Source organism: Methanobrevibacter sp. (assembly GCF_045126245.1).
Taxonomy (GTDB): Archaea; Methanobacteriota; Methanobacteria; order Methanobacteriales; family Methanobacteriaceae; genus Methanocatella.
Genome location: NZ_JBGVOG010000039.1, coordinates 1 through 10,815 on the forward strand (window position 1 = coordinate 1; position 10,815 = coordinate 10,815).

Below are 10,815 nucleotides of genomic sequence, written 5' to 3' on the forward strand. Positions count from 1 at the left end.
TGGAGATAATTTCAGAACAGGACACAACGTTGTCAGTCGTGAAAACACAAATATAGGTGATGATGTATTGATTGGAACCAATACTGTCATTGAAGGGGACGTAATTATTGGAAATGATGTAAGCATTCAATCAAATGTATATATTCCAACTAATTCAGTAATTGAGGATAATGTATTTATCGGACCTTGCGCTTGTTTTACTAATGATAAATATCCAGTAAGGATTAATTATGAGCTTCAAGGGCCTAAAATTAGGCGTGGTGCTTCTATTGGGGGCAATACAACTTTCCTCTCCAATGTTGAAATTGGGGAAGGTTCCATTGTTGCTGCCGGAGCTATTGTGATACATTCAGTTCCGCCATTTTACTTGGCTATCGGAACTCCAGCCCGTATTAAACCTCTTCCGGATCACTTGAAGGTTCCAAACAGATTTTAGTTCGTAAATACCAAAACATTATATATTTTGATATTCCAATATAAGATTAAGGAGATTATATTATGGCAATATATAAATGTAAAATTTGTGGATATGTTTTTGATGAAGATAACATTGAAGAGGGCTTGAATATTCCTGATGGAACCAAATTTGAGGATTTGCCAAATTCCTTCAAATGCCCTAAATGTCGCATGCCAAAAAGCATGCTGGAAAAAGTTGAATAATTTTATATACTCATTATTATAAAATAATATTAATTAAATTCTATAATTTAATGTAAATATTAGGAGATTGTTATTATGGCAAAATTTAAATGCAAAATTTGCGGATTTGTAACTGAAGAATTTGAAGAACTCCCAGAAGACTACAAATGTCCTATGTGTGGCGCTACCGCTGACATGTTCGAAAAAGTAGAATAAGGAGGAAATTAACATGGCTTTTGTTTGCAAAGTATGTGGATACGTTCATGAAGCAGATGAATTACCAGAAGACTTCACTTGCCCAATGTGCGGTGTAGGTCCTGAAAACTTTGAAGAACAATAAGGTTCTTCACTTCTTTTTTTTTAAATTTTTTCTAAAAATTGTTTATTTTTATATTCAACGCTAATTTTACCGGAATATTTTTCAAATATTTTTTCAATGTCCCTGTTGTCTCGGGATACGATGTCATAACTTACCTTCTCGCCGTAATCCTTATTTATGGTGGTTAATTGGTTGTTTCTCACTTCACTATCTGCAATTTTAATGTCGGAATATTCAAAAGTAATTTCATAGACATCATATTCTTCAATTTCGACGATTTCCGCCTCACCGATGGCCTCAAGCACAGATTTGGAATAAGCCCTTACAAGTCCGCCTGCACCCAGCTTGATTCCGCCAAAGTATCTTGTAACGACCGCAGTGATATTGTGAAGTTCATTTTTCCTTAAAACATTAATCATAGGTTTTCCGGCTGTTCCGCCAGGTTCGCCATCATCATCAAAGCCTTCGCCGTCACTTACAATATATGCGGTACAATTGTGAGTGGCATCGCTGTACTGTTCATTTAACTTTTGAATGATTTCCTTTGATTCCTTTTTGGTTTTAGTCGGAAATAAAGAGCAAATAAATTGGGATTTCTTCACGTTTATTTCACATTGGACGGCTTTTTTTATAGTTTTCATAATACCCTATATATTTATATATCTAATCAAATATATTATTGTTAATTAATTTTGCAGGTGTTTATATGGCAAGTAGATCAGCTACTGTATTGGTGATATTTGTAATAGCAATTATTGCGTTTTGTTTGGCTAGCGTTTTTGGCGCTATGACAGGACCGATATCAATTTTCCCCAATGAAACTGAAGGGGGAAGCATCTTAGATAATCTGTCTGCCCTTACTGATGGTCATGGGGATACTGGTAACAGTTACGGCAATGATAATTATAATGACTACAGTAGTTCATCTAGTGATTCCAGTTCAAGCAATGTAGAAACAACTACAGATGATTCCAGTAGTTCTAATCAAAAACCTTCAGATCCAAGCGAAAAAAATCCAGATTCAGGAAAGGAATCCGATTCTGGGGGTTCTAATGTAATAACCTATACTGGATAATCATTATCCTTTCTTTTTTTTAAAAATCCAATAATTTTTCAACGTCTAAAATTACGGTGTTAATAGCTAGAGTTAAGAGTCTTTCTCCGTAAACTTCATCCACATAGACCCCATTTTCTTCAATGTCTATTGCACCATTTTCAATGTTCGGATCATTTTCACGTGCTTTCTTAAATCCATGTAGACCAACTTCTTCATATTCATCAACGTTTGCCTGATTTACAACTTCATCCTCATTGATGATACCCAAAACTTTAGCCATTGACAACTCACCGCTTCCTCCGTGAGGACCTTCTGATGAGATTACCTTATTGTTGAATGTGATTGATAAGCCGGTTTTGTCTTCAATGTCCCATAACTCAGTTACAAGAGGAATGTTTCCGCCATGAGCATTTACAATAACAACTTTTTCTATATTCAAAAATTTTTTAGCGGAGTTAAGTGTCTCTATAACGTTTTCCTTCAATTCATCAAGGGATACATGAATGCCATGGTCGATTTCATCCAATTCATAAGCTGGAAAGATTATTCCTAAAAATTTGGCTCCGGTCTGAAGGGATGACTGAAATGCGATATGGGCGGCAATTTTGGCATCAGTATCTATTGGAAGGGCAGGTCCATGATTTTCCAAGTGTGATCCGAGTGCTATTATTCCAATTTTATGGACTCCGGGGTCTCTGATTTTACCTGCACGGTATCTTAATTCTGCCATATCATCACCTTATAGTTCAAAGTTCCAGATGTCATCTCCGACATAATGTTTGGTTGCAACAGCTTTTCCGGAGTCATTTTCAACCATTTCTTCACCGCTTATCAGACTTACACCAATAGCCAATGGTTTTCCATGTGTTTCATCGATGATTAAAACGATGTCTCCTTCTTCAATTCCTTCATCTGCAGCCACAATTCCAGGACTCATTATGTCTGCACCATTGCTTACAAACCTGATGGCTCCCATATCGACAGTTACTTTTTTGCTGTCGATTTGATTTGCAAGAGCGGCTTTTAGTGTTGGAAACGGCTTGTCTTCAATCATTATGATGTAAGGTTCGCCGTCCACTAAAATAAAGGAGTTAGGCTCTGCCTCAAGTATTTCTACATTCTTTTTATTTTGAAGTAAATCGCCGTATTCGTCCAATTCAGCTTTTATTTCTTTAATTTTCTTCTTTTTTAGGAAATTTCTTTTTTTAACTTTTATGCTCATGTTTTTTGCCCATATATTTTAATGAATAATATATTTATACTCTGAATAAATAAATTTATTTATTTTTAGGATTTACTTAATATTCTTTTTTCTTGAAAAAACGTGTTTGCAGTCTATATTTTCCCCTAAATCGGCAATGCTGAAAGGAGCATCGTTTCTTATGTATTTTGCAATTGAACTTGCATTGTGGTTGATTAATTTGTTTATATTCAGATTTATTATTTCAAGTTCCTTTTCGCTGAATTTGGCCTGCGGAATGATTGTGAGGTAATATCTGTGGATTGTCCTATTGTAATAAGGTTCCTTTCTTAAAAAAAGCTTGTTTTTGTCAATAAGATCCTGAGTCACTTCAATAAAATGTTTGGGTTTGATTCCCTTTTTGGATTTGATGTAGGTCTCTTTTGTAAGTAAAGTGCCATATATTTCATAATAGTTGAAATCAATGAAATATAGTATGCTGCAGAGCATGGTTTTTCCTATATGTGGCTTGTTGTAGCATTTGGATAGGATATATATTATTAATTTGGTGTAGGTTTCCTTATCGAAGTTCATTTGATAGCCTGGTGATGGTTGTGTGTTTTTAGTTATGTTTCATTTCATTTTTAAATCAAGTCAAAGAGCAATTGAAAAATAATCATTTTTTTTAAATTTTAAATAGTGGGAATATAATAATTAGTAATTAGATAATTTTTTTATACTTTTTATTAAAAATAAGGTAACATTTATATAGTAGTGTAATTATAATTAATAGTATTAGTTTTAATTAGGTTTTGTCTTATCTTAACTTGATTATATTATGAGTACTTACTCAAATTTAATTCATAAAACTAAAATTTGTAATAATATAAGGTGATATAATGAGCGGACAAAATGTTCAAAGACCACTTGATGCATTAGGAAAATCTGTAGATGCTCCAGTTTTAATTAAACTCAAAGGAGATCGTGAATTTAGAGGCATACTTAAGAGCTTTGATTTACACATGAATTTAGTTCTTAATGATGCAGAAGAGTTACAAGACGGAGAAGTTACTAGAAGACTCGGCATTGTCCTCATTAGAGGAGATAATATTGTTTATATCTCACCATAAATATTATTCAATAATTATTTCGAGATTATATTTTTAGCGATAACTAGGGAGGTGTATCAATGTCAAAGGGAACTCCATCAATGGGTAAAAAGAATAAGAAGACCCATATCAGATGTAGAAGGTGTGGTAGAAACACTTATCATATACGTAAAAAAGTCTGTGCTTCTTGTGGATTCGGTAAATCCAAAAAATTAAGAAGGTACAGTTGGCAAAACAAAAAACCAACTACTAGACAAAGGTTAGTATAAGTTGGTAATGCTTTGAAGATTATTTAAATAATCTTCTCTCAAATCTATTTTTCAAGTTACTTTTAAATCACTGTTTAGTTTATTAACTACTTTTTTTAAATAATATATTGATTAAATTATACTTGGAGGTATCATCATGACTAACTTAAATGATGTTGCTCAGGATAATGATGTGAATTTAGAAGAGTCTGTCGTCTTTATTAAAGACAATGATGATGTATTATCTGTAGATATCAGTAGTGTCGGAATCAAGCAAAGAGCAGATGATACTATGGGCGTCAGATTTTCTTTAAGCCCAAAGCAAACAAAGGAACTGGAGAAATTTTTCAACAAGTTTCAGAATGGTGAAAAATTCTATTTCAATATTTCGCAAACAGGCTACAGGCCGGTCTATTATAGGGGTTTGTCTCCAATTACAAAGGAGGTAAGCAGGGAATATGATTCAAAGTTTAATGTAACTTTGTTCATGCAAAAGGCTATTGTAGCTCCGGACGATTCGTACTTTGAGCCAACCTGTGAATGCTGTAAATTCTGCCATATAGGGTAGTGATATTTATGTTAAATCAGGAATTTTCAAATAAGATTAAGATTACTAATGTTAAAACAAGGGAGTTCATTGAACTTGACCAAAGAAGAATTCAAATAAGGGAAAATCAAAACGGACTTATGGCTTTCAGTTATAAGGCACCATTATTTGAAACAATGGATCTTGAAGACTTCTTTGATAATCTGGATTCTTCAGGAAAGTTGACTGTGGATATTGGTGGAACCGGTGAATTTGGTGTAAACTTCAGAGGTATCATTGAAGGAAAAGAAAAGAATTTCTCTCAAAATTTGGACCATAAGATTATTTTGCTTGAAAACCACAAATGCCCAAAGCCTGGAGAGTATATTCAAGTGAAGAGAACTTCAAAATTTGTACCTAGAGGTAAAATTTCCGAATAATCTTCATTTATTTTTTTTTAAAATTCATCTTCTACGGCTTCCCATAGTTCGGGAGCCCAACCTTGACCACCATCAATTACCATATCAAGCAATCTTACTTTTCCGTCCCTAAATCTGAATAGTCTATAGTCTTGTTGAGGTTTTTTAGCTGTGCCTTCCTTGTTGCAATCAAGATAAATTCCATCTGAGTATTCCTCTTCAAAGTCACCCGCCTGAACAAAGTCTCCAACAAGTGAATATCCGTTTTTAACGGTTTTGTCTAATTTGGTTACTGTTTTTAACCATCCTCCTTGTGCTCTAAATTTCATGTCAGGGTCAATTTTTACCATTTCTTCTTTCCAGTTTAAAATCATATTACCAAATCCTTTTTAATATTAATTTGGCGGGGTGTTAATATAAACAAGAAGTAAGAGCATTTGAAAAGAAATATTTATAACAATAGTTATATTAATAGTAATATATAAATTATATATAACTAAAATTCCATAATTATAAAATGGTATTGAATATTTGGGCTTTTAGTTATGAATTTATTTGAAAAATTTGGTATTGAAACTGAAAATGAACATTTATACGATGTGGCTTTCACTCATGGCTCTTATGGGACAAAGCATAATTTGGATTATACTTATGAACGATTGGAATTCTTGGGTGATTCGGTTTTAAGTTTAATCGTATCGGAGTATTTATTTAATAAGTATCCTCAATATGAAGAAGGAAAACTTACAAAATTGAGGGCAAATTATGTTTGCCAAAATGCTTTAATCTATTATTCTCATGAATTGGGCTTGCCGGATTATCTGAAGGTGTCTGCTGAAGAATCAAATCTGACCCATAATGAAGTGATATCCATTACAGCAGACATATTTGAATCATTTTTGGGAGCGATATTCTTGGATCAGGGAATAGAATTTGCTCGCGAATTCATATCTAAAATTATTTTCAAATATATTGATGATGAGAAAGTATTCTTTGAAGATTACAAATCTGCAATGAAAGAATACGGTGATGCTAAAGAGGTTGAAATATCTTATAAATTATTATATGAATATGGGGTTCCTCATGACAAAACATTCATAATGGCGATTTTAGTTGATGGAAAAGAGATGGGTGTTGGAAGAGGAAAAAACAAAAAAGAAGCAGAACAAGGAGCTGCTAAAATAGCTATTGAAAGATTAGGTGTTTTAAATGACTAAAGAATCTGTTGGCATTGTTGAGACAAAATATTTGAATATTGAAGAGCCAATTGAATTAGATAGTGGTAAAATTCTTGAAAATGTTACTGTTGCCTATGAAACTTATGGTGAACTTAATAAGGAAAAATCTAATGCCATTTTAATTTGCCATGCATTGACTGGCGATGCGCACGCTGCCGGATGGCATGAGGGCGATAGAAAGCCTGGATGGTGGGAGATTGTTATTGGTCCGGGCAAAGCTTTAGACACTAAAAAATACTTCATAATATGTTCAAATGTATTGGGTGGCTGTAAAGGTACAACTGGACCTAGCTCCATTAATCCTAGCACTGGAAAGGAATATGGAATTGATTTTCCGGTTATTACAATCAAAGATATGGTCAAAGTTCAAAAAAAATTAGTTGATTCATTTAGAATAGACCAGTTATATGCTGTTATTGGAGGATCCATGGGAGGAATGCAGGTTCTTCAGTGGTTAGTATCCTATCCTCAAATGATGAAAAAGGCTATTCCAATGGCTACAGCCGCAATGTCTTCACCTCAACAAATTGCTTTTAATGAGGTGGGCCGTCAAGCAATTTTCTCAGATCCGGATTGGAATAAGGGTAATTACTATGAAACCGGCAAAAAACCGAAAAACGGTCTTTCCCTAGCTCGTATGATTGCTCACATTACATATCTTAGTGATGAATCAATGGACATTAAGTTCGGACGTGGCCTTCAAGACAAGGATGAAATCAGTTATGACTTTACAATGGATTTCCAGGTTGAAAGTTACCTGCATCACCAAGGGGAGTCATTTGTAAAACGATTCGATGCTAACAGTTATTTATTCATTACAAAAGCAGTAGACTTATTTGATTTATCAATCAATGACTCTTTAATCGATGGATTCAAAACAGTTGAAGCTATAGTTGAAGTGATTTCAGTTGATTCAGATTGGTTATATCCGACAGAACAGAGCAATGACATTGTCACAGCCCTTAACGCCAATGATGTGGAAGTTTCATTTTCAGAAATCCGATCCAATTACGGGCATGATGCATTTTTACTTGAAAAAGGACAATTGAACTTTATCTTATCAAAATTCCTTGCAAGCAATGTTGTTCGTGATGTGATGAAGGAAGTGATAGTTACCATTAAGGAAAATGCCGATGTTGTAGATGCGGCCAAATTAATGTTGGATAAACAGGTAACTCATATTCCAGTGGTTACTGATGACTATAAACTGATTGGAATTGTTACAAGTTGGGATTTATCCAAATCCATTGCAACAAATTTCAAAAAGTTAAAGGACATCATGACCACCACAGTCAAATACTGTTATGCTGATGACTCAATCGAGTCTGTAGCTCGTATGATGAATGAGTATGACATATCCTCTCTTCCAGTTGTTGATGAGAATATGGTAGTATTGGGAATTATTACAACTGACCAAATTAGTCATTTACTTAGTTAAATTACTAATTTTTACTTTTTTTTTAAGGGGATATTGCTATTTCTAGAAAGGATAAGTTTTTTGAAGGTGCCAAAAAGGGTATTCCGATTACTTTTGGTTATGTTCCAATGGGGATTGGTTATGCTGCCATTGCCATTAAAGCAGGTTTAACACCCCTTCAAACAATTTCAATGTCTTTTTTAGTTTATGCCGGAGCAGGTCAGATTATTGCCGCTTCCATGGTGCTGAGCGGTGCAACTGCAATGGCTATTATATTAACCAATTTTGTTGTCAATTTAAGGTATTTTGTAATGTCCACATGTATCCTGAATCAAGTTGAAGAATCAAGCACTCCTTTAAATATCTTGGCGGCCCATGTGACTGTCGATGAATCCTTTGCAATGTTTTCTCTAAGTGAAGACTCATCTGTCTGGATATATCTGGGCATAGCAATAACAGCATGGTTAAGCTGGTGCTTTGGAGCGGCAATTGGTGTATTTTTATTGGATTTGCTTCCGGTTATTGTAACAAACAGTTTCAATATTTCATTATATGCATTATTTGTAGCTATTTTAACACCTGCCATTAAAGAAAACAGACAGATTGCCATTTTGGTTTTAATAACTGCTGTTTTAAATATCGTTTTGGGCCAATTCTTAGGAAACTGGTCTTTGATTGTATCAACACTTGTCGGTGCCGGAATTGGAATGTATCTTGTCGATGATGAATATTTGCTTTCGGGTGATGCCTAATGGATTATATCAGTTTGGTCATTCTCGGATGTGCTGTTGTAACATTTATTCCTAGGCTGATTCCGGCTTTGTTCATTGATAAGCTTAATTTCAGCCCAAAATTTGAGAAGTTCCTAAATTTGATTCCATACACTGCCCTTGCGGCTTTGATTTGTCCTGGAGTGCTGACCGTTGACAGTCAACTGTGGTATATCGGTTTGATTGGTGCGGTTGTGGCAGCAGGACTTTCCTGGAAAAAAGTGCCGATGGGTGCCATTGTAATTTTAACAGTGGTGGTTTTAATCACGGTTTATTCCATTGTTCCGTTTTTCTGATTAAATGTTTGTTCCCAAGCAGCTTTACTTAAGGGAAAATGGTTAATAATTTTTGGAGGAAATGAACTTCAAATTCTGCTTGGGATATTTTTGTAACAATAATCTGTTATAGATATGTTACATATGTTAAAGATGGTTTACCTACTATATAAATGTTTTGTTTTTAATTTTTTTATTAAAAATTAATATTATATTTTTATATTTTTATTAAAGATTAAATTACTGTTGAATATATTATTTATTTAATTTAATCTAATTTTATTTTAAATAAAATAATTTAAATATTTTTTAAAGAGTTTAAACTAATTATATTTGTTTTACAAAAAATAGTAAAGTTTATATACTATGTAATTTAACATTAACATAAGTAATTAGATTTTAACATAATTACTTTCGTACTTAAATACTTTTTGCAAAATGAAAAATTTGTGGGAATACTATGAGAACCATGATTAAATATTTAAGACAGGAGCTCAAGTTGAGCCAGAAGGAACTTGGGGATAAAGTTGGAGTTACCCGTCAAACCATTAATGCGCTGGAAAATGGTAGATATAACCCATCTTTATTTTTAGCTTATGAGATAACCCAGGTTTTCAATAAATTGATGTTCAAAGGTGATCGGGAAAAGTATTTCATTATGGAAGAAATCTTCATCTTTGACGATGATTATTATTAGGAGTTTGAAAAATGATTTTAGACATATACAAAGATTCATTGGAATATTCAGCAAAAGACTGGAAGACATTGGTGATATTAGGTGTAATCTGCTTATTCAGTTTTTTATTGCTTCCAGCTTTTTTAATTACAGGATATAATTACAGAGTTATCAATACTGCCGTTCATGGAATAATCAATGGAAGGGATCCTTTGCCTGACTTTGAAGATTTGATAGAAATGTTTGTTGATGGAGTTAAAGTGGTGATTGTTCAAATAGCATACATGCTTGTTCCTATAATTGTATTTTTATTATTTGCAATTGTTGCAGGACAGCTAACAGGCATCTTGTCATCAGCATTGATGATTATAGGATGTTTGATTACATTCGCCCTTTTTGTAGTTGCATGTCTGATGGAACAAATGGGCTTATGCCACATGGCATATAACGAAGGTGCATTTTCAAAAGCCTTTGCGGTAAAAGAAATCAAGGAAGTAATTGATGAGATCGGTTGGTTCAACTGTATCGCAACCTATTTGGGTTTAATCATAATTACTTTAGTCATAGCTCTTGTTGTAACTGCAATTGTTTATGGAATATTTACTGTATTCGGAATTTCAGGGGCTGTTTTAGGTGTTGACCCAAGTGGAATATTCATTTTGGGAGCATTGATTAATTCAGCGGTAACCATGTTCATTGTCGGCCCATACTTGAGCATCTTCAATTCAAGATCCATAGGATTGCTATATACAATGCAGATATAAGGTGATTTTATGGCAAGCATAACAGATTGTGTCGTTGAAGGATTGAAATATCCTTTCAATGACATTAAAAAACTTTTAGGATGTGGAGTCCTATTTGCATTAATAAGTGCAATATCCGTATTCATCAGCGTCAAATCATTTGATATTTTCAGGGCTAGCGTACACCTTGCCGAGAATA

At 33.7% G+C, this 10,815-nt stretch carries 20 protein-coding genes; 15 read left to right on the forward strand and 5 right to left on the reverse strand.

Features of this window, described 5'->3' with window-relative positions; all coding sequences use genetic code 11:
* From ACJMLZ_RS03215 to ACJMLZ_RS03230, 4 genes are all read left to right on the forward strand, one after another.
* A partial coding sequence (locus tag ACJMLZ_RS03215; RefSeq protein WP_405303929.1) for an acyltransferase occupies positions 1 to 436 on the forward strand: 436 nt, incomplete at its 5' end.
* A 62-nt stretch (positions 437 to 498) separates the two neighbouring features.
* Positions 499 to 660: a rubredoxin gene (locus ACJMLZ_RS03220; protein WP_405303930.1), complete on the forward strand. Its 162-nt coding sequence runs from the start codon at positions 499 to 501 to the stop codon at positions 658 to 660.
* A gap of 75 nt (positions 661 to 735) precedes the next feature.
* A complete protein-coding gene (locus ACJMLZ_RS03225) occupies positions 736 to 855 on the forward strand; it encodes a rubredoxin (protein ID WP_292819799.1) in 120 nt (39 codons plus the stop codon).
* A 13-nt stretch (positions 856 to 868) separates the two neighbouring features.
* Complete coding sequence (locus ACJMLZ_RS03230; protein ID WP_295114924.1) at positions 869 to 979, forward strand: rubredoxin-like domain-containing protein; 111 nt, start codon at positions 869 to 871, stop codon at positions 977 to 979.
* A 20-nt stretch (positions 980 to 999) separates the two neighbouring features.
* Here the strand turns inward: ACJMLZ_RS03230 and ACJMLZ_RS03235 are convergent, their stop codons facing one another.
* Positions 1,000 to 1,599: a YigZ family protein gene (locus ACJMLZ_RS03235; protein WP_405303931.1), complete on the reverse strand. Its 600-nt coding sequence runs from the start codon at positions 1,597 to 1,599 to the stop codon at positions 1,000 to 1,002.
* Between the two features lie 65 nt (positions 1,600 to 1,664).
* Between ACJMLZ_RS03235 and ACJMLZ_RS03240 the strand changes: the two genes are divergently transcribed.
* Positions 1,665 to 2,033, forward strand: coding sequence for a hypothetical protein (locus ACJMLZ_RS03240; RefSeq protein WP_405303932.1), 369 nt, complete (start codon positions 1,665 to 1,667; stop codon positions 2,031 to 2,033).
* A gap of 19 nt (positions 2,034 to 2,052) precedes the next feature.
* Here the strand turns inward: ACJMLZ_RS03240 and arfB are convergent, their stop codons facing one another.
* The 3 genes from arfB to ACJMLZ_RS03255 form a co-directional block, all read right to left on the reverse strand.
* Positions 2,053 to 2,745, reverse strand: coding sequence for a 2-amino-5-formylamino-6-ribosylaminopyrimidin-4(3H)-one 5'-monophosphate deformylase (gene arfB / locus ACJMLZ_RS03245; RefSeq protein ID WP_405303933.1), 693 nt, complete (start codon positions 2,743 to 2,745; stop codon positions 2,053 to 2,055).
* Positions 2,746 to 2,754: 9 nt separating this feature from the next.
* Positions 2,755 to 3,237: an RNA-binding protein gene (locus ACJMLZ_RS03250; protein WP_405303934.1), complete on the reverse strand. Its 483-nt coding sequence runs from the start codon at positions 3,235 to 3,237 to the stop codon at positions 2,755 to 2,757.
* A 72-nt stretch (positions 3,238 to 3,309) separates the two neighbouring features.
* Positions 3,310 to 3,789, reverse strand: a complete 480-nt coding sequence (locus ACJMLZ_RS03255; protein WP_405303935.1) for a type II toxin-antitoxin system antitoxin SocA domain-containing protein — start codon at positions 3,787 to 3,789, stop codon at positions 3,310 to 3,312.
* 305 nt (positions 3,790 to 4,094) lie between these two features.
* Between ACJMLZ_RS03255 and ACJMLZ_RS03260 the strand changes: the two genes are divergently transcribed.
* The 4 genes from ACJMLZ_RS03260 to ACJMLZ_RS03275 all read left to right on the forward strand — a co-directional run bounded on the left by ACJMLZ_RS03260 (position 4,095) and on the right by ACJMLZ_RS03275 (position 5,518).
* A complete protein-coding gene (locus tag ACJMLZ_RS03260; RefSeq protein WP_292819773.1) occupies positions 4,095 to 4,325 on the forward strand; it encodes an LSm family protein in 231 nt (76 codons plus the stop codon).
* A 59-nt stretch (positions 4,326 to 4,384) separates the two neighbouring features.
* Positions 4,385 to 4,573, forward strand: a complete 189-nt coding sequence (locus ACJMLZ_RS03265) for a 50S ribosomal protein L37e (RefSeq protein ID WP_067042784.1) — start codon at positions 4,385 to 4,387, stop codon at positions 4,571 to 4,573.
* Positions 4,574 to 4,709: 136 nt separating this feature from the next.
* Complete coding sequence (locus ACJMLZ_RS03270; RefSeq protein ID WP_405303936.1) at positions 4,710 to 5,120, forward strand: hypothetical protein; 411 nt, start codon at positions 4,710 to 4,712, stop codon at positions 5,118 to 5,120.
* Positions 5,121 to 5,128: 8 nt separating this feature from the next.
* Positions 5,129 to 5,518 (forward strand): hypothetical protein, encoded by a 390-nt coding sequence (locus ACJMLZ_RS03275; protein ID WP_405303937.1) that lies wholly within the window; start codon positions 5,129 to 5,131, stop codon positions 5,516 to 5,518.
* Between the two features lie 17 nt (positions 5,519 to 5,535).
* Here the strand turns inward: ACJMLZ_RS03275 and ACJMLZ_RS03280 are convergent, their stop codons facing one another.
* Entirely contained in the window at positions 5,536 to 5,871 is a 336-nt protein-coding gene (locus tag ACJMLZ_RS03280) for a hypothetical protein (RefSeq protein ID WP_405303938.1), read from the reverse strand.
* A gap of 171 nt (positions 5,872 to 6,042) precedes the next feature.
* On the opposite strand from ACJMLZ_RS03280, the gene rnc reads away from it, so the two are divergent.
* The 6 genes from rnc to ACJMLZ_RS03310 all read left to right on the forward strand — a co-directional run bounded on the left by rnc (position 6,043) and on the right by ACJMLZ_RS03310 (position 10,637).
* Positions 6,043 to 6,714 (forward strand): ribonuclease III, encoded by a 672-nt coding sequence (rnc, locus tag ACJMLZ_RS03285; RefSeq protein WP_405303939.1) that lies wholly within the window; start codon positions 6,043 to 6,045, stop codon positions 6,712 to 6,714.
* Complete coding sequence (locus tag ACJMLZ_RS03290) at positions 6,707 to 8,173, forward strand: homoserine O-acetyltransferase (protein ID WP_405303940.1); 1,467 nt, start codon at positions 6,707 to 6,709, stop codon at positions 8,171 to 8,173. Before rnc ends, ACJMLZ_RS03290 begins: the two co-directional genes overlap by 8 nt.
* An 86-nt stretch (positions 8,174 to 8,259) precedes the next feature.
* The gene (locus tag ACJMLZ_RS03295) at positions 8,260 to 8,904 is read left to right on the forward strand and encodes an AzlC family ABC transporter permease (RefSeq protein WP_405303943.1); all 645 of its coding nucleotides are present in this window, start codon (positions 8,260 to 8,262) and stop codon (positions 8,902 to 8,904) included.
* A complete protein-coding gene (locus ACJMLZ_RS03300) occupies positions 8,904 to 9,218 on the forward strand; it encodes an AzlD domain-containing protein (protein WP_405303941.1) in 315 nt (104 codons plus the stop codon). The genes ACJMLZ_RS03295 and ACJMLZ_RS03300 overlap by 1 nt, the downstream gene beginning before the upstream one ends.
* 439 nt (positions 9,219 to 9,657) lie before the next feature.
* A complete protein-coding gene (locus ACJMLZ_RS03305; protein WP_295001241.1) occupies positions 9,658 to 9,894 on the forward strand; it encodes a helix-turn-helix transcriptional regulator in 237 nt (78 codons plus the stop codon).
* An 11-nt stretch (positions 9,895 to 9,905) separates the two neighbouring features.
* Entirely contained in the window at positions 9,906 to 10,637 is a 732-nt protein-coding gene (locus ACJMLZ_RS03310; RefSeq protein ID WP_405303942.1) for a DUF4013 domain-containing protein, read from the forward strand.
* The last annotated feature ends 178 nt before the right edge of the window (positions 10,638 to 10,815 follow it).

Coding starts and splice junctions, on each gene's coding strand:
- ACJMLZ_RS03255 (WP_405303935.1), bottom strand. CDS start 3,789: ATGAACTTCGATAAGGAAACCTACACCAAATTAATAATATATATCCTA.
- ACJMLZ_RS03235 (WP_405303931.1), bottom strand. CDS start 1,599: ATGAAAACTATAAAAAAAGCCGTCCAATGTGAAATAAACGTGAAGAAA.
- ACJMLZ_RS03270 (WP_405303936.1), top strand. CDS start 4,710: ATGACTAACTTAAATGATGTTGCTCAGGATAATGATGTGAATTTAGAA.
- ACJMLZ_RS03240 (WP_405303932.1), top strand. CDS start 1,665: ATGGCAAGTAGATCAGCTACTGTATTGGTGATATTTGTAATAGCAATT.
- ACJMLZ_RS03280 (WP_405303938.1), bottom strand. CDS start 5,871: ATGATTTTAAACTGGAAAGAAGAAATGGTAAAAATTGACCCTGACATG.
- ACJMLZ_RS03260 (WP_292819773.1), top strand. CDS start 4,095: ATGAGCGGACAAAATGTTCAAAGACCACTTGATGCATTAGGAAAATCT.
- ACJMLZ_RS03275 (WP_405303937.1), top strand. CDS start 5,129: ATGTTAAATCAGGAATTTTCAAATAAGATTAAGATTACTAATGTTAAA.
- ACJMLZ_RS03250 (WP_405303934.1), bottom strand. CDS start 3,237: ATGAGCATAAAAGTTAAAAAAAGAAATTTCCTAAAAAAGAAGAAAATT.
- ACJMLZ_RS03290 (WP_405303940.1), top strand. CDS start 6,707: ATGACTAAAGAATCTGTTGGCATTGTTGAGACAAAATATTTGAATATT.
- arfB (WP_405303933.1), bottom strand. CDS start 2,745: ATGGCAGAATTAAGATACCGTGCAGGTAAAATCAGAGACCCCGGAGTC.
- ACJMLZ_RS03305 (WP_295001241.1), top strand. CDS start 9,658: ATGAGAACCATGATTAAATATTTAAGACAGGAGCTCAAGTTGAGCCAG.
- ACJMLZ_RS03225 (WP_292819799.1), top strand. CDS start 736: ATGGCAAAATTTAAATGCAAAATTTGCGGATTTGTAACTGAAGAATTT.
- ACJMLZ_RS03300 (WP_405303941.1), top strand. CDS start 8,904: ATGGATTATATCAGTTTGGTCATTCTCGGATGTGCTGTTGTAACATTT.
- rnc (WP_405303939.1), top strand. CDS start 6,043: ATGAATTTATTTGAAAAATTTGGTATTGAAACTGAAAATGAACATTTA.
- ACJMLZ_RS03310 (WP_405303942.1), top strand. CDS start 9,906: ATGATTTTAGACATATACAAAGATTCATTGGAATATTCAGCAAAAGAC.
- ACJMLZ_RS03230 (WP_295114924.1), top strand. CDS start 869: ATGGCTTTTGTTTGCAAAGTATGTGGATACGTTCATGAAGCAGATGAA.
- ACJMLZ_RS03220 (WP_405303930.1), top strand. CDS start 499: ATGGCAATATATAAATGTAAAATTTGTGGATATGTTTTTGATGAAGAT.
- ACJMLZ_RS03265 (WP_067042784.1), top strand. CDS start 4,385: ATGTCAAAGGGAACTCCATCAATGGGTAAAAAGAATAAGAAGACCCAT.